Consider the following 17368-nt stretch of genomic DNA (forward strand, 5'->3'; position numbering starts at 1 on the left):
CCCGAGTTTCTTAGACGCCTTCGCGTCTCATCTTCTGCTGCCGTTCGAACTCGGCGGGCGACAGCATCCCGTTTCTCGCATGCTTGCGCTTCGGGTTGTAGAACATCTCGATGTAATCGAACACGTCCTGCCTTGCGTCTTCGCGGGTCCGGTAGGTCCTGCGTCTGATCCGCTCGCGCTTGAGCAGGTTGAAGAAGCTTTCGGCGACTGCGTTGTCGTGGCAGTTGCCGCGGCGGCTCATCGAATGCTCAAGATTGTGGGCGCGCAGAAACGCAGCCCAATCCATGCTGGTGAACTGACTGCCCTGGTCCGAATGGATCAGCACCTTGTTCTTCGGCTTGCGTCGCCAGACAGCCATGAGCAAGGCCTGCAAGACGACATCTGTCGTCTGACGGCTTTGCATCGACCAGCCGACCACACGCCGGGAATAGAGGTCGATGACAACGGCAAGATAGGCAAAACCTTCCTGCGTCCGAATGTAGGTGATGTCGGTCACCCACACCCAGTCTGGTGCTTCGACGTCGAACTGCCGGTCGAGGCCTCGCCGGTTCTCTCGAACCGGTGGCGTTCACCGGCTCGATGTCGACCACGACCGATGGCTTGCCGCCATAGCTGCTGGGGCGGCGCTTATAGCCGATCTCCGCCTTGATCCCCGCAAGCTGTGCAAGCCGGGCAACCCGGTTCGGGCAGATGCTTTCACCTTGATCAATCAGGTCATCGTGAAGTTTGCGATAGCCGTAGACCTTCCCGCTCTCGGTCCAGGCCTTGTGCAGCAGCTCAGTTTGGCGCCTGTCTTCCTGAGCGCGCACGCTCATTGGAGCCTGTAGCCAGGCATAGAACCCGCTTGGCTGGATGCGCAGGCAGCGACACATTGCCCGGACAGAAAATTGCCTCCGATGCTCGGCCACAAACGCGTATCTCACTTTGCATCCCTGGCGAAATACGCGGTGGCTTTTTTTAGGATGTCGCGCTCCTCGGAAACCCGTGCCAGCTCCCGCTTCAACAGGCGGATCTCGGCATCCTTCTCGGTCTCGCCTGATGCCGTCTTCGCGAACTTGCGCTTCCAGGCATAGAGCGAGTGCTTGCTCACCCCGAGCCGTTCAGAAACCTCGCTGACCGGGTAGCCCCGCTCCGTGATCTGAGCGACCGCATCGCGCTTGAAGTCGTCGCTGAAAGTGGCTGTGCCCATCATGGCCTCCTTGCCTCAAAATTAGCAAAGAAGGCGTCCACGAAACATGGGGCTATTCACTCTTTCATCCCGAGCGCGCCACTCAGATCCGGCACTTTGCGGTCCACTGGAGCGCGCAGAACCACGATCCCGATGGCGAGATCCGTCACGGGCTGGCCATCTGGTCGGATGAAGAGGCGATGTCCCGCGTCGACGCGGCGGGTGCAGTTGTGGTCTCACTGGCTCAGGGGCCGGATCTTGCGCTGGCGCAGCCGATCCTGGCTGCAAGCGTCCTGACCAGGCCGCTGACTTTCTTCGGGATGATCTATGAACGGATCCGCCTTGGCGCCTTTGACGAGGCTCAGGTGCATTTTGAGAATGCCGCGAGCCTGACTGATGGCTTTACCCGATTTGATACATCGCAGGATATGCGGCAGATCCGATCCTGGGTCGATGTGTTCACGGCTGTCATCCGGATCTCGGCAGATATGCCGGTTGATCCGGCCTGGCGCGCAGGTTTCGGGCCCGCTTTGCGCGATGCGATCAGCAGCGATCCGGTGCTGGCCATGGCGCAAAGCACGGTCTCGATGCTGATGGCCCTGAATGCCGGTGACTGCGAGGAGGCGCTGTCGATCAGCCGTCTGGCCATGCAGGTGCAGGCGCGCAGCCGGGCCGACAAGGCGGCGATCTTTGTTTGCCTGCACCATGCGTCAGCGCTGATGGCCCGGGCCCGGCTGACCGAAGCGAAGGCGGCTGTCGCCGAGGCCGGAAAGCTGGCGGCAGACCACATTCGAGCCGCCATTCCCGGTGGCAACACCCTATCGGCAGTACTGACAATCACCTCGCGCAGAGTGGGCAGGTTTATCCGGAATGCCCGGAACCTGCTGTCGCAGCCAGTATCACAGCGCAGTGGGATATGAAGTTTCAGGATCATAGCCGTGACCCGGTCGGTCGGGCAGTACTGGCCTGCCGCTCTGAAGAGAGGTGATAAAGTCGCTAAGTATCCGGGCCTGCCGGACGGAGCTTATCTGAATGTCGGGCGGGGATGGCTGCCGCTTCTTGATGAACGGCAGGGTGAGTTCGCCCAGGAAGGCCAGGCAGATGACTTTCGGATTTTGGACATCAAGGAAAAAATCCGGCGCGCTGCGCGTATTCGTGTCTTAAGGCAATGACGCGATCTTCGACGCTATTGGCCTGCTGAAGAGAAATCTTCGGTAACATTCGACATCTGTGGGAAGCCAGACGGGATCAGGAACTGCGGAGGCTGACAGAAGTGCGTCTGCGATCAGTGTGCACAACGAGTGAAGAGATGCCGCGAGATGAGGTGAGAGAGGGCTTAAAGTCATGAAAATGATCCCAAATGGAGCGCTCTCTTCGTGAGCAATCAAGAAGAATAGGGCCGCGTCGCGCGTTTTGTGCGCCTGACGATGAAATGCACTCCGATGCTCACGAAACGTTTCTGGCGAGCATTTCGGAGGGGCGTTTTGGGAGAATGGGTGGAGTGACAATGCGGGATGCAATCAATGGTTGCATTTGTGCTGGTCAGACGTACTCTGGCAGGAACTGCGCACCTCCACTTACCTTCTACAGGCTGGAAATGCACGTTTATCACCGTTTTGCCTCAGACACATCGGGTGCGTTGTCTATACTTCTTGTCGTGCTCCTGCCATTGATACTGCTGGTGGGGGGGGTGGCGACAGACATTGCTCAGTTGAATGCGCAAAAGCGATATGTTCAATCTCAGGCGGACCTGGCGGCGCTGACGTCAAGCAAGTACCTTCCCAACAAGGCGGCTGTAAGGGAGAACGCTCGCCAAACCGTGACTTCGAATGATCGCTATGGCTCAATTTCACTTTCTGACAGCAGCTTCGAGTTCGGCTACATTGCCTCCGATACAGGTAAGTTTGTCCGGGATGAGTTAGCCGCGAGACCAAGTGCAGTGAAGGTAATCGTGCCGTCAAAATTCAATCCGATATTGCTGGGGCCTGTTCTCGACGAAAAAAATATCATTATCCGACGTGCTGCGGTCGGAGCGAAGCGTGGCCTGGTCGTGTTCAGCCTTCGCAATCGCCTTCTGAGTGTTGATACTAATCGTTCTCTTCTGGGACCCGCATTGTCAAAAATTGGCTTGCAACTGAACGGAGAGGTCCTGGGACCGAATGGTCTTGCAAGTGCGGGTGTTCGGCTCGACGAACTTCTGGGTGGGCTGATTAATTCAGGTGTTGGGCTAGATGCTTTAACATTCGATAACTTGCTGAATGCTCAGGTCAACAAGGTGCACTTGCTGGCCAGATTGTTGGCGCTATCGAATGTCGGAAATATTGCCCTTAATCCGACACCGGTCGGTTCCGGCAATACGACTTTTGCCGACATCCTTAATATATCGCCTAAACTTCTTGGGGTGAAGGCCGGTAAGATACTCCACGATGTAAGAATAAACGCCTTCGATATGGCAATGGCCTTTGTTGGCCTCTGGCCGCCAAGTGGAACGCTGATAGAGTCTTCTGAGAATTTGAATCTCGGCAGGCTTGCCAATGTCAATGTCGGACTTTATCTCGGGGACCCACCTAAGATCGCTATCGGACATGTGGATGATTTCCCCCCGCTCAGCGCCAGAATGGCTCAGATTGGCGCGACTGTAAAAGCAGCGGTACTTAATATTGGCGAAGCAAATCTTCTGGATGTGACCCTGAACCTCAGCGCAGCAACTGCCGAAGCGACAATTGTGAGCTTAAACTGCGCTGCTACAGATGACAGCGATCTTATGGCCCTCTTTGATGTAAATACAAGTGTGCTTAACATATCGCTCACCGTGGGCTTGCTTGATACCCGCGCTAACATACCGCCAGATACCAAAAAAATCAGCCTCGGCGGCAAACCTGTGCAGGTTCGGGTCCTGAAAGGACAGGTAGGCAAAGCGGTGCCCGTTAAAACCAGAAATATGAATGTAACCGGACTTATCAGTGACACTGCAGACTACCTGAGAGCTACTCGTGACGATCTTCGGGAACAGGTCAGAACCTGCCGGGGTTTGCTTGTCGCCTTGCTATGTGCCATCGTAAATACAGTAAATGTGGTTCTGGGGGCGCTCTTGGGTGTCCTCGCCGCTTTGGCAGATAGCATTGCTCGTTTACTGCAAAACCTTGGTGTCGATGAGTTTATTCAGTTATTGCTCGATATCCTCGGGATTGGAGTTGCTCAAGCAGATTTGGTTTTGCATAGCGTGACCTGCGACTCTTATCTGGCGCAGTAGTTGTAATTTATATTAACCTTGCCGTGTTGCGAACATATATGATGTGTGCGCAATGGTATTCTTTTACCCTTTCGGTCTTTGGTCTCAGTGCTGAGAGGCCTTTGGTCACCGGGCGGAGTTTTGCACCCTCCCATCTCCGTCCTGCAAATTTTCAAAGTATAATTCACTATCATTATACCCCCTTGCATTTATGCTCTGCTTCACGCCGGATTTATTTCTGGTTTTCCTTTATTTTTTGACGAATTCTGATGTGGCGGCGGGTGGTGAGATTGCGCGGCGTCTTTGAGCCGACCGGCCCATACTATCGGCTCTTAGAAAAGACGCTGGCAGCGGCGAATATTGACATGCTCAAGCTGAATCCGCGACAGGCACGGCGCTTCGGCACGCTGCAGCATCTCGCCTGTCCTGAGATCGAAGATCTTCGGCGCCGGTTCTAGTGGTGCTTCATCCGGCTACCCGGTTTGGGCGCTCGTTGGCGTATGCCCACAGCAATTCGGTTAGATCTTCTGCGCTTCCGCGAGGTTTCAGAAAATCGGCAATGAAAACAGCCGCCCGGGACATCTCCGGGCGGCTCCGCTGCTTATAGTAATCGCGAGGGTCGTGGCCCTGGCACTGCAGAGGGCATTAGTTTGGCATCATGCCCGCGCGGGGGATCGGCGCCGCAGCGGGTTCTTCAGGGCCGCCGGAATAGAAGGTTGCGGCGGGTGTTTCCCACATGAAATCATAGATGATCTGCCCCTGATTGCGATAGGGGCGGTCCGCAGGTGCCATTTCCCAGGGAACAGCATTTCGCAAAGCGGCCAGCGCTGCCGTCGGCGCTTCGCCAAACTTCCGCGACGGGTCCTGCAGCCGCCGGATATCCATCCAGTAGCTCGCCGTCATCAGGTCCTGCGCGACAAGGTGCGACAGGACATCCACGGCTTTGCGGGCGGTCTGACCCTTCAGTCTGGTCTGGGCCTCAAGATCTTCGACGGTGGCTACGATCGCCTGCCCATTCGGGGTCAGCGGCATCCCAAGCTGCGCCAGTTCCTGCCACAAATCGCTGGGAAGATAGCCGCCATGCGCGACCGGCAATCTGCTCTTGATATCGGCTTCAACAACCTCATCCGGCTTGATGACGGTGAAGAACGGATTGTTGAAGCGCTCAATACGCTGAGCAACAGCCACGCCCATATTGGTCAGGGCGATATTGAAGGCCTCTATCTGATTGGCAATCGGGTAGGGGTCCCAGTTTGCATTCGAAAAGATATACCCTGACATTCCGTTGCTGAGTTCCCCGCCCTTGACGTAGAAACGCATAAAATGCGGGCTGCTCAGCTCCCATGAGCTGTCGGGGGAAATGCCGGGAACCACTGCGGGGTTGTGATCCGAGCCATTGATCGAGATATGAAGTGAATCGCGCAGCTCAGCCCAGGCGTACCATGCCGAGCCATGGCGTTGTGTTGATGCGCGCATGCTGATCGGGTCCTGAATAATGCGCATCGGGTCTACCTCGAAAAGATAGCTGCCGCGGACCATGTCCAGCACTTTCTCTGCGTTCCAGTTCAACCAGTCATAGGGTCGCATGGACTGAACCGGCGCCGAAATCGGCGTAAGACTTGAGTTCATGCCGTTCAATGCCATGGCATAGCTGAGATCCGCCCATTCCAGCACTTCGCGTGCGTCGGACAGAACAAGGGCAACCTGCGCATAGGCATAGGCATTGGTGCTGATCAGCGCGGCCTGATCGGCACCTGTCGGGGCAAGTGGTTCCAGCCCCGCGCGCTTAAGCGCTTCCATTGCCGACATACGCTCGCCATCAAAGTAGGCTTCGCCAGCTCCGACCATAGTGCCCGCGATATTGCCCATGGTGGGAAGGTCGCCTTCCCCAAGTGTGCCCCGTGACATGACAACAGGCGTGACGCGACGGTTGACCAGTTCGACAAGCATGGCGAGAAGCGCCGGGCTTGCCGCCTCATATGTCAGGGAGTTCGCGCGAATTGCCATGATTGCGCGCACGAGTTCTTCTTCATGAATTTCCGGCCCGTAACCGCCCCTCGCGCCATTTGCAAAGCGCGTAAGCTGCTGATCGGCCAGGAAGGCTGCATTCTCTGGTGTTGTCGGATCGCCTTCAAAGATCACCGTTTCGCGATTTGAGCCTGCCCCCCTGTTGAACCAGTAGATGGGCATCCCCTCCGCCGCGCCCTGCAAAAGAAGCCCGTAAGCATCTTTCGAGCGCTGGATGGCTTCGGCGCTCAGCTCGATCTTCGCACCGTCGCGCGCGATACGAATAACCTGGTCATAGGTCATATCGCGCCCGGTCAGCACAATCGTTTCCTCTGCTGCCGTAACGGTGATCGGCTGGTAAACCGCAGCCGGCTGCAAATCGGCTTTCGCAATTGTTGCGGATAGCAAAATTGCTCCAGCACAGGATACCGCATTCAACACGGTTCGTGATCTTTGAAGTAACACCCGTCGCCTCCTTGCGAGTTAATTTGTGGAAATTTTTTCTTCCTGAGCCCCTCTGTAGAGAAAGATTTGTTCATCAGGGTGAACATGCATCGCTGAGTCAAGAATTTTTTGCCCCCTGGGTTGAGCGATCTCAATCCTTACGACCTGGGGTTATTTGTGTGGAAACTTTAATGATTTATAATAGGTGTTTAACGAGGTCATGTTGACAAATGCCGGCGCCATAGCCTGATACGGGCGATGTCGATGAAGCTGAAGAAACGGTCTGCTGTTTTGTCGTGGCGGGTCGCCAGCCGCCGGCTGTTCTTCAGCCTGTTGAGGCACCGCGCGACCATATTGCGCAGGCTGTCGACATGAGCTGGCCCATCGACTGAACATCGGCTTCCACGGTCACGATGGTCTCCCATTTCTGTGGCGGTTACCCGGCGGCGCGCGCGGATCCTGAAGCAAAATCCGACCCGCCGCGCAACAGGTCGGCGGCGGGGCCCGAATGGGTTATGGATCACTTCAGCGCGGCGCGCTCATGATGCGCCTGTCGCGTGAGGCGGTATCTGCCGGCCCGGCAAGGAAGTCTGAGCGAGGAATTCTTCCGGGCCCAGGGAACCGCCAATGCCGCGCCCGCGTTACAGATTTACGAGGTCCGGGAGCCCGACGGTTCCATCGACACGGCAACGCAGCTGTCTACTGAAACCGACAATCTCCGCCACTCCGGCCCCAAATGTCTGTCTTCGATTGGGATCAATCAGGGGGTTATGTCGTGTTCTCCATCATCATGGGTGCCATCTGCGGCCTTTTCGGCCTTTGGGTTCTTTGGCTCGGATACGGGCTGGCAGCTGCCGGGGGCAGCTGGTTCTATATCGTCATAGCACTTGGCCTGATCCTGTCGGGGATCGGGCTGATCCGGCGGCATCAGAGCGGTCTGGGTGTCTATGCGGTAACGCTGATCATCACCTTCCTATGGACGCTTTACGAGGTCGGTTTCGACAAATGGCAGTGGATCCCGCGCGGGGCGCTGCTCCTGGCCTTCGGCCTGATCCTTTGCATCCCGGTCTTCGCAAGTGAGATCCGCGCGCGGTCGGGCCGCTCTGGCCCCGGCTATCCGCTGCTTGGCGGCACTGTGGCGGTGATCATCGTGCTGGCAGTGGGTTCCTGGTTTATCGACCCGGCGCAGATCAGGGGCGCGCTGACCAAGCAGGCCAATATCGGCGACGGGCTCGTGGATCCCTCGGGGGTGGCCTATCCCGCAGAAGACTGGACGGCCTATGGCGGCACCAATCTCGGTCAGCGCTATTCTGCGCTGAGGGATATCGACACGGGGAATGTGAAAGGGCTGACGCTTGCCTGGGAACATCACACCGGCGATCTGCGCAAGGCGGATGAGGATTCCAAGGAATACACCTTCGAGGCTACCCCGATCAAAGTGAACGGGCTTTTGTATTTCTGCACCCCGCATAACATCATCCAGGCCCTGGTGCCCGAGACCGGCGCGGTGAAATGGTCGTTTGATCCGATGATGAAGCGCGACGCCTTTTATCAGCACCAGACCTGTCGCGGTGTTTCATGGAATGATTCCACTGGCTATACCGCGCCCCCGTCAGACACGCCCGAGGATCAGGCGGCGATCACTGCGGCTGTGGCGGAATGCCCGAAACGCATCGTGGCCTCTTCGGTCGATGCACGGCTTTACACGGTCAACGCGGATACCGGCGAACTTTGCACCACTTTCGGTGAGAATGGTTATGTGAACCTGCTTGAGGGTATGACCGATACCGAACGGGCAAGCTATCAGCAGACCTCGGCGCCCCTGGTGACGAAGGATCTGATCATCCTCGGCTCGGCGATTGCCGATAACTACTATGAGAACAACCCCTCGGGTGTGATCCGCGCCTATGATGTGCGCACCGGCAAGGTCGTATGGAAATTCGATGCGGGCAAGCCCGACGATACCGCACCGCTTGCCCCTGGTGAGACCTATGTGCCCAATTCCAACGTCGCCTGGACGCAATTCGCGGCCGATGAGACGCTGGGGATGGTCTATATCCCCTTCGGCAATGCCTCTCCCGACCAGGTCGGCATTGCGCGCACGCCCGAACAGGAGGCCTTTGTCGATGCGCTGGCCGCGCTTGATCTGGAGACCGGCCAGCTGAAATGGAAGTTCCAGACCAGTTATCATGACCTCTGGGACCGCGATAACCCCTCGCAGCCGGTGCTTCTCAACCTGCCGAAGGATGGCGTGGATACGCCTGCGATCATCATCCCGACGAAAATCGGCAATCTCTGGGTGCTCGACCGCCGTGACGGCACACCGATCCTGCCGGTATCCGAGGTGCAGGTCTCGACAGACAGCGATATTCCCGGCGAAAAGCTCTCTGCCGTACAGCCGATGTCTTCGCTGACTTTCGCGCCTGCGCCTTTGCGTGAGGCGGATATGTGGGGGGCCTCGCCCATCGACCAGATCCAGTGCCGCACGACCTTTGTGTCGAACCGCTATGACGGCAATTCCTGGACGCCGCCGACCACCACCGGCTCGATCGTCTGGCCCGGGAATATCGGGGTCTTCAACTGGGGTTCGGTCACGGTGGATCCGGTGAATAAATGGCTGATCGGTACGCCGCAATATCTGCCCTATATCTATAAGCTCTATCCGCGTCCCGAAGGCGATCTGACGAAACCGATGTTCCAGGATGATATGTCCGGGGGCGAGGCGAAACCGGGGAATGAGAACCTTGGCGGACCCTATGCGGTGTCGATCCAGCATTTCCGCTCGGGCCTGGGCGTGCCCTGCAACACGCCACCCTGGGGTATACGGGTCGGCGTTGACCTGACGAATGGCAAAACCGCCTGGAAATACCGCAACGGCACTGTGGCCGGGCAGAAATTCATGGGCGTGAGCTTTCCGATCCCGTTCGAAATGGGGATGCTGGCCCATGGCGGCACGCTGACCACGGCGGGGGGTGTCGCCTTCACCGCGGCGGCGCTGGATGACATCATGCGCGCCTATGACATGCAGACCGGCGAGACGCTGTGGCAGGCCAGACTTCCCGCCGGGGGCCAGGCCACGCCGATGACCTATCGCGGTGCTGACGGGAAGCAATATATCGTCGTTGCAGCCGGAGGTCATGGCTCGCTTGGCACCACGCCCGGCGACTCGGTTCTTGCCTACCGGCTGGAATGACCTTCGTGCTTTGTAGCGTATGATCGGGCTCGTATGATGTGGTCCATGTGATCTGAAGACCGGCGCGCGGGGCGACCTGCGCGCCGTTTCGCCTTGCCGCAGATGTCAAAAGAAAGCCCTCCCCATGGATAGATTGCCACTGCAGCTGCAGCGCATGACGGCAGCGGGGCGCGATGCCCTGGCCGCTGCAACCGCCGGCGCGATTGCCTGGCTGCTGGCAAGCTGGCTGTTCGGCCATACCCATCCGGTTTTTGCCATGGTGACCGCAATCGTCTGCCTCGCGCCGGGGCTGCCCAATCACGGACGGCAGGCGACCGGCATCATTCTGGGGGTGGCCATCGGTATTCTCGTCGGCGAGGCGGCGCTGCAATTGCCTGTTACCGGGATCGAGGGGCCGACCATGTCACTGTTGCGCATGATCGTGGCAATTCTGCTTTCAATGATGGTCGGCGCGTCCTTCGGCCTGCCGGCGGTGGTGCCGATCCAGGCCGGGGTCTCGGCGGTTCTGGTGCTGGCAATGGGGGCGGACAGTGCAGGCTGGCACCGGATGCAGGATGTGATCATCGGTGTGGGGGTCGGGCTTTTCTTCAGCCAGGTCCTGCTGACGCCCGACCCTTTGCGTCAGATCGACCGCGCCATGAGCGAATTGCTGACCCGGATCGCGGGCGGGCTCGACCTCGCGGCTCAGGCCCTGCAGGACACAACCCCGCGCCGCGCCGAGATTGCGCAAAGCCATCTGTCGCGCGTTCAGGAAACCATCGGCGCGCTGCAAAACGGCATTGACAGCGCCAGATATGAGGCGCGCTGGTCGCTGCGGGGGCGCATAGCTGCCAATCGGGTGCGGCGCGAGGCGGAACGTGTCGAACATGACGCGATCCGGCTGGGCGCCTCGGCGCTGCTGCTGGGCGATGCGCTGCTGGTGGCGATGCGCAACGGAAACACACCCCCTGCCGGGCTGGAGGCGAACCTGCGCCACCTTGCTGCAAGCTGCCGCGCCCGGATGACCGGCACCGCCCCGCCTGACCAAGGCCTGGCCAGAACAGAGTGTGTCGACAGCGCCTGGGCCGACGTTCTTGTGCAAATGCGCGCATTGGGCGCCATCCTTGGTGCGGAGCCCCGGCTTGACCAGCAGCGGCGTGAGGCATATCAGTTTCCTGACTAACAAGTTAGCATGGTAAGCAAATGGAACCCCGGCCTCCGACCCTCGATCTCTTGCTGTATGTGATGCGCGAGCTGCGCCGCAATTACGACGCGCGCGCCGAAGAGCTGGGGCTGACGCTGGCCAGGACCCGGGTTCTGACCTCGCTTTCCAATATGGAAGGCGCCACCCAGGCCGAACTTGCCCAGGATCTGGGCATTGAGGCGCCCACGCTGAAACGTCAGATCGACGGGCTGGAAAAGCTTGGCTTCATCGAGCGGCGCGGCATGGATGGCGATGCCCGCAAACGGGCGCTTTTCCTGACCGACAAAGCCCGCTCTGCCGGGATCTCGCGCTTCGTGCGCGCGGTGCGGGCCGAACTGTTCGAGGGCATCACGCCCGAAGATCTCGCGGCCACAGACCGGGCTTTGCAACGTATGGCGGTCAATACCGCCAGGATCGGTGAGAAGTGACCTCCGCCCCTCAGCCCGGATCGGCTCAGGCCGGACCGCCGACCGCATTCGCCGGGATGAGCCTCGCCCGGGCCTTGCCGTTCTTTTGCGCCTCGGTGCTGATCGGTCTGGCGCAGGGCCTGGGCCAGGGCTTTGTCAGCGCCAATATTCCGCAGATTGCCGGGGATCTGGGTGTCAGCACCACCGATGCCAGCTGGCTGATGGCGGCCTATATGATCCCGCGCGCGACGCTGCCCCTGATGCTGATCAAGGTGCGCACCCAGTTTGGTCTGCGCCGCTTTGCCGAGGTCAGTATCGTGGTCTTTGCGGTGGTGGCTTTCTCAGCGCTCTGGATCTCGGATCTGCGCTCGGCGGTGGTAGTGCAATTCCTGTCAGGCTGTGCCGCCGCGCCGCTTTCGACGCTTGCATTCCTTTACATGCTGGAGCCGCTGAGCCCGCCCGCCAAGATGAAATACGGGCTGCCGGCGGTGTTGGCGGTGATCCTGATCGGGCCCAATCTGGCGCGCGTCATCTCGCCCTCGCTGATCGGAGATGGCGGGCTGGCGGGCGTGCATTTCGCGGCGCTTGGCCTTGCGCTGATGTCGCTTGCGGTGGTCTGGGTGCTGCCACTGAAACCACAGCCGCGTGAGAAGGTGATCGAAGCCGGGGATTTCCTCAGCTTCGCACTGATTTCTTTTGGCTTTTCCGCCATTGTCATCAGTTTCGTGATGGGGCCGATCCATTGGTGGTTCGATGCGCCCTGGATCGGCTGGCTGCTGGCGGGTGGGGTGATCTCGCTGACGCTCGCGGTGATCATCGAACTGGGGCGCCGCGCGCCGCTGGTCGATTTCCGCTGGCTCGCGACCCCGGCCATGCTGCATCTGACGCTGACGCTTTTGTTGTTCCGGCTGGTTCTGTCGGAACAAAGCACCGGTGCGCCCCGGATGTTCCAGGTGCTGGGCGTTGCGCCGTCGCAGATGGAAAGCCTGTTTCTGGTGATCTGCTTTGCCGCGATGATGGGCGGCCTCGCCTGTGTGGCCTGGATGAAACAGACCCGCGAGCCTGCGTTCCATGCGGCGGCGCTGGTGCTGATCGCGGCGGCGACTTTCCTCGATTCACAGGCAACGGTCCTGACCCGGCCCGAACAATTCCTGGTCAGTCAGGCACTGATCGGCTTTGCCTCGATGCTGTTCATGCCCCCCGCGATGGTGATGGGGCTGATGGCCGCGCTGAAAAAGGGACCGAATTATCTTCTGTCCTTTATCATCGTCTTCATCGCGACCCAGAGCCTTGGCGGCGTGATCGGATCGGGGATCTTCACCACCTTCACCACCCATCGCCAGACCTTCCACCTCGCCACCCTGACTGAACAGCTCTCTGCCAGCGACCCGCTGATGCAAAGCGTGATGGCGCAGGGCACCGCGCTTTTTGCCACGCAAAGCCCCGATCTCGCGGCGGACCGGCTGCAGACCCTGTCGCAACTGATGACCGAGGCCGGGCGCCAGGCCTGGGTCATGGCCTATAATGATGCCTACTTCCTGACCTTCCTCATCGCGCTGACCGCGCTTGCAGTGCTGGTCCTGCATGTGTTGCGCGACTGGATCTGGGCCAGGATGAACGCGGCTTTCGTTGCAAAACCCGAACCCTCCTCTCCCCCCTCAGAGCAAAGCTGACGCCATGAGCCGTTCCTTCCTTGTGCCCACCATTATCGCCGGGGTGATTGGCCTCGCCGGGCTGTTGCTGGTGCTTTTCGCCTGGCATCTGCCGCCTTTCGCACCCTCGGCCCCCACCACTGAAAACGCCTATCTGCGCGGTCGGGTCACCACGATCTCCCCGCAGCTTTCCGGCTATATCGCGAAAGTGGAGGTCCAGGATTTCCAGGAGGTGCGCGAGGGCGATGTGATCGCGGTGCTTGACGACCGCATCTACCGCCAGAAACTCGCCCAGGCCGAAGCCGGGCTGGCCGGCGCAAAAGCTGCGATGGAGGTCGCGGTGCAGAATGTACGCTCGGCCGAGGCGGTGCTGGAATCGGATGCGGCAGCGCTGGCCTCGGCCGATCTCGCGGTCCAGACGGCGCGCTCGGACAACAGCCGCACCACATCACTGCGCGAGCGCGGCGTGGCGACCGAGGCGGCGCTGGAACAGACAGAACTTGCGCTGCAAAAGGCACTGACCGCCCAGACCCAGGCCCAGGCAACGATGGATGTGCAGCGCGAACAGCTCGCCAATGCAAAGGTGCAGATCGCAAGCGCCCAGGCCCAGATCGACAATGCCAATGCCGCTGTGGAGCTCACCCGGATCGATCTCGGGAACACCGTGATCCGCGCGCCGGCTGCGGGCAAGCTGGGGCAGATCGCGGTCCGGGTCGGGCAATATGTCTCGCCCGGCACCGCGCTGGTCTCGCATGTCGGCCAGGATCTCTGGCTGATCGCGAATTTCAATGAGGGCAGCCTGAACAGCCTCGCCGTCGGGCAGAAAGTGCATTTCAGCGTCGATGCGCTGCATGGCCAGGTCTTTACCGGCGTGATCGAGAGTTTCTCGCCCGCCACGGCCTCGGAATTCAGCCTGATCGCCGGCACCAATGCCACCGGCAATTTCACCAAGATAGCGCAGCGTGTGCCGGTCCGGATCGGGATTGACCCCGGCCAGGCGCGGGCCGAACTGCTGGCGCCTGGATTCTCGGTGGTGGCCTCGGTGCAGCCCGACTGACGCGGGATGGCTTTCTGCGGGCGCAATACGTGTTTCACCGCGATGTGGCGCCGTTTTATGCCGATACCGCCCTTGGCGTGTATATCGCGGATCTGCCTGCGCCGAGCCGGATGGGGGCGGTGTTTTATGCCATCCTGGCGCCTGGCGCCTGGCTTTGGCCTCGCCCGACCCGGTCAGAGAGCGGCCAGCGCGCTGCGAAAGGCGGCGATCACCGCCTCGTCCCGGCGATAGAACACCCATTGTCCGATCCGCTCCCGCACGATCAGCCCCGCCGCCGTCAGCACCGCAAGATGTGCCGAAACCGAAGATTGCGCGAGGCCGCAACGCGCGAACTGCCCGGCGCAGATACCCAGATCATGGGGCAGCGCCTGGTCGGGGAAATGTTGCTCCGGCGTGCGCATCCAGGCCAGCATCTGCCGCCGCGCCGGATGCGCCAGGGCCTTCAGGATCAGATCCTCATCCATGTCCGCACCTCTGCCGGGTCTCTCTCAGGAGATCAATTCTGTCTTATATCGTAAAAATCCGATATATCATTTTACAAATCCCGATATAAACTCTGCCCGTCTTTAGCAGGAATGTCATCATGAGCCGTGAACGTCAGCTTCACCTGGGCGCCTTCATGCGGCCGGTCTCGCTGCATACCGGCGCATGGCGCTATCCCGGTGCCTGGCCGGATGCGAATTTCAACCTCCGCCATCTGACCTATATGGCGAAAAGGCTCGAGGCGGCGAAGTTTGACGCCTTTTTCATGGCCGACCACCTTGCCGTGCTGAATATGCCGGTCGAGGCGCTCAGGCGCAGCCACACCGTCACCTCGTTTGAACCCTTCACGCTGCTGTCCGCGCTGGCGGCGGTGACGGAACGGATCGGGCTGATCGCAACGGCCTCGACCAGCTATGACGAGCCCTATCACGTCGCGCGGCGCTTTGCCTCGCTGGATCATATTTCCGGCGGGCGCGCGGGGTGGAATATCGTCACCACCTCGAACCCTGATGCGGCGCTGAATTTCGGGCGCGAAGACCAGCCCGACCATGCCGACCGCTATGCACGGGCGCGGGAATTCTATGATGTGGTGACCGGGCTCTGGGACACATTTGCCGATGATGCCTTCACGCGCGACGTGCAAAGCGGCCAGTATTTCGACCCGGGCCGGATGCATGTGCTGGGTCACAAAGGGCCAGAGCTTTCGGTGCGCGGACCGCTGAACATCGCGCGGCCTCCGCAGGGCTGGCCAGTGATCGTGCAGGCCGGCGCCTCCGAGCCCGGTCGCCAGCTTGCGGCGGAAACCGCCGAGGCGGTGTTTGCCGCGCCGCAAAGCCTCGCCGATGGACGCGCCTTTTATGCCGATGTGAAAGCGCGGGCGGTGGCGGCGGGCCGGGCGCGCGAAGATATCGTGATCCTGCCCGGCGCCTTTGTGATCGTGGGCGAGACCATTGCCGAGGCAAAGGCGAAACGTGCCGCGCTGGACAGTCTGGTCTATTATGAAAGCGCGATTGCCTCGCTTTCGATCGCGCTCGGGATTGATGCCTCGGGCTTTGACCCGGATGCGCCTTTGCCCGAGGATCTGCCCGAGACCAACCAGTCGAAATCCAGCCGCGACCGGGTGATCGCAATGGCCCGCAGCGAGGGGCTTACCGTCCGCCAGCTGGCGCAGCGACAGGGTGGCTATTCCGGCCTTTCCTTCATCGGCACGCCCGCAAGCATTGCCGATAAGATGGAGGAATGGATCGATCAGGGCGGCTCTGACGGGTTCAACATCATGTTCCCCTTCCTGCCGGCGGGGTTGACAGATTTCACCGACCAAGTGGTGCCGGAACTGCAACGCCGCGGCCTCTTTCGCCGCGACTATGAGGGGGCGACGCTGCGCGATCATCTGGGCCTCAAACGCCCGCCGAACCGGTTTTTCCCCGGCTGAGCGAGCGTCGGGGCGCGGTTCAGCCGTTCCCGGCCAGCCCCGCCCTGAGCAGATCGCCATGATGGGCATGCGCCACATCGGGATGCGAGCGCAGGCGGCTTTTCAGATGGTTCAGCCCGACATTGCGAAAGAGCGGGTTCAGCGGGTCGACCGTCAGCCCACGCTCGCGGCTTTTCAGCGCCTCAGGAAGCGGCAGGACCGGGATCTCGGCGTCGTAATGCGCGCCGAGGAAGAAGGCGTAGGAAAACCGCTCTACCCCAGGCGGCGGCGCGATCACGTCATGCACATCGGCGCGCACGAAGCCATTGGTCGCCAGTTCCAGCAGCTCGCCTGAATTGATCACGAATGTGCCCGGCAGCGGCGGCACCTTGATCCAGTCACCATCAAGCGTCTGGACCCGCAGCCCCTCGACCTCGTCTTGCAAAAGAATGGTGATGATGCCGCCATCCTTATGCGCCCCGACACCCTGATCGGTCTCGGCCACATCGCGCCCCGGATAGCGGATCAGCTTCAGAAGCTGGGTCGGCTGCGGGTCGTAAACCGCGCGGAACGCATCCGCCTCCAGGCCAAGCGCCAGCGCAATCGCCTGCAAAAGGTCGATCCCAAGCGCCGTCACCCGTTCCTGATAGTCGAGCACCACCGGTTTCAGATCGGGCAGCGCGTCGGGCCATTGGTTGGGGCCATGCAGCCGGCTCCAGGGATCTGTACCATCCGGGAGGGGCTCGCCTTCGGTATTGAAATCGATCTGCTCGCGCCAGTCCTGCTCGCCGCGCGTATGTTCCAGCCCGGCGCGGTTATAGCCGCGAAAATGCGGCGATTTCACCATCTCGACCGCCAGCTTCTCGGCCTCGGGCAGCGCGAAAAACGCCCGTGACAGGCGTTTCAGATCCTGGATCAGTGTCTCCGGGACATCATGGCCGGTCAGGTAGAAAAACCCGTGATCATGGAGCACCGCGCGCAGTTCCTCAACGAAAGCTGCGCGGGCGTCAGGCCCGGCATGGAAACGCGAGACATCGAGAATGGGAAGGGTGCTGGACAATCTGTGCTCCTGATCCGGCGCATTGCAAGGTAAGACGCGGGGAGGAGACGGCCCCTCCCCGCCCTGGTTTT

At 60.3% G+C, this 17368-nt stretch carries 12 protein-coding genes and 2 pseudogenes; 9 read left to right on the forward strand and 5 right to left on the reverse strand.

Annotated features, from left to right (window positions below; genetic code table 11):
* Nucleotides 1–10 precede the first annotated feature (10 nt).
* A pseudogene (locus BLW25_RS19540) lies at nt 11–1189 on the reverse strand (IS3 family transposase).
* A gap of 179 nt (nt 1190–1368) precedes the next feature.
* On the opposite strand from BLW25_RS19540, the gene BLW25_RS19545 reads away from it, so the two are divergent.
* From BLW25_RS19545 to BLW25_RS19555, 3 genes are all read left to right on the forward strand, one after another.
* A complete protein-coding gene (locus BLW25_RS19545; RefSeq protein WP_092903283.1) occupies nt 1369–2088 on the forward strand; it encodes a hypothetical protein in 720 nt (239 codons plus the stop codon).
* 18 nt (nt 2089–2106) lie between these two features.
* Complete coding sequence (locus tag BLW25_RS19550) at nt 2107–2340, forward strand: hypothetical protein (protein ID WP_092903285.1); 234 nt, start codon at nt 2107–2109, stop codon at nt 2338–2340.
* A gap of 188 nt (nt 2341–2528) precedes the next feature.
* Nucleotides 2529–4421, forward strand: coding sequence for a pilus assembly protein TadG-related protein (locus tag BLW25_RS19555; RefSeq protein WP_092903287.1), 1893 nt, complete (start codon nt 2529–2531; stop codon nt 4419–4421).
* Nucleotides 4422–5045: 624 nt separating this feature from the next.
* Here BLW25_RS19555 and BLW25_RS19565 read toward each other — a convergent pair.
* Nucleotides 5046–6815 (reverse strand): aromatic amino acid ammonia-lyase, encoded by a 1770-nt coding sequence (locus BLW25_RS19565; RefSeq protein ID WP_216279434.1) that lies wholly within the window; start codon nt 6813–6815, stop codon nt 5046–5048.
* 254 nt (nt 6816–7069) lie between these two features.
* Nucleotides 7070–7216, reverse strand: a pseudogene (locus BLW25_RS19570) (IS5/IS1182 family transposase); the annotation flags it as partial.
* Between the two features lie 410 nt (nt 7217–7626).
* Between BLW25_RS19570 and BLW25_RS19575 the strand changes: the two are divergent.
* The 5 genes from BLW25_RS19575 to BLW25_RS19595 all read left to right on the forward strand — a co-directional run bounded on the left by BLW25_RS19575 (nt 7627) and on the right by BLW25_RS19595 (nt 14343).
* Nucleotides 7627–10044: a membrane-bound PQQ-dependent dehydrogenase, glucose/quinate/shikimate family gene (locus BLW25_RS19575; RefSeq protein WP_216279435.1), complete on the forward strand. Its 2418-nt coding sequence runs from the start codon at nt 7627–7629 to the stop codon at nt 10042–10044.
* Nucleotides 10045–10168: 124 nt separating this feature from the next.
* A complete protein-coding gene (locus tag BLW25_RS19580) occupies nt 10169–11206 on the forward strand; it encodes an FUSC family protein (RefSeq protein ID WP_092903291.1) in 1038 nt (345 codons plus the stop codon).
* Between the two features lie 20 nt (nt 11207–11226).
* Entirely contained in the window at nt 11227–11655 is a 429-nt protein-coding gene (locus BLW25_RS19585; protein WP_092903293.1) for a MarR family winged helix-turn-helix transcriptional regulator, read from the forward strand.
* A 56-nt stretch (nt 11656–11711) separates the two neighbouring features.
* Nucleotides 11712–13307: an MFS transporter gene (locus BLW25_RS19590; RefSeq protein WP_253188603.1), complete on the forward strand. Its 1596-nt coding sequence runs from the start codon at nt 11712–11714 to the stop codon at nt 13305–13307.
* A gap of 4 nt (nt 13308–13311) precedes the next feature.
* Entirely contained in the window at nt 13312–14343 is a 1032-nt protein-coding gene (locus BLW25_RS19595; RefSeq protein ID WP_092903297.1) for an HlyD family secretion protein, read from the forward strand.
* A 173-nt stretch (nt 14344–14516) separates the two neighbouring features.
* Here the strand turns inward: BLW25_RS19595 and BLW25_RS19600 are convergent, their stop codons facing one another.
* Nucleotides 14517–14807 carry an ArsR/SmtB family transcription factor gene (locus BLW25_RS19600; protein ID WP_092903299.1) on the reverse strand — a complete coding sequence of 97 codons (291 nt, stop codon included), beginning with the start codon at nt 14805–14807 and terminating at the stop codon, nt 14517–14519.
* A gap of 119 nt (nt 14808–14926) precedes the next feature.
* Between BLW25_RS19600 and BLW25_RS19605 the strand changes: the two genes are divergently transcribed.
* Nucleotides 14927–16258 (forward strand): LLM class flavin-dependent oxidoreductase, encoded by a 1332-nt coding sequence (locus BLW25_RS19605; RefSeq protein WP_092903301.1) that lies wholly within the window; start codon nt 14927–14929, stop codon nt 16256–16258.
* A 19-nt stretch (nt 16259–16277) separates the two neighbouring features.
* On the opposite strand, the gene BLW25_RS19610 is transcribed toward BLW25_RS19605, so the two are convergent.
* On the reverse strand, nt 16278–17297 hold the full coding sequence (locus tag BLW25_RS19610) for an isopenicillin N synthase family dioxygenase (RefSeq protein ID WP_092903303.1): 1020 nt from the start codon (nt 17295–17297) through the stop codon (nt 16278–16280).
* Between the last annotated feature and the right edge of the window lie 71 nt (nt 17298–17368).

Origin of the sequence: Rhodobacter sp. 24-YEA-8, from assembly GCF_900105075.1 — a bacterium.
Taxonomy (GTDB): domain Bacteria; phylum Pseudomonadota; class Alphaproteobacteria; order Rhodobacterales; family Rhodobacteraceae; genus Pseudogemmobacter.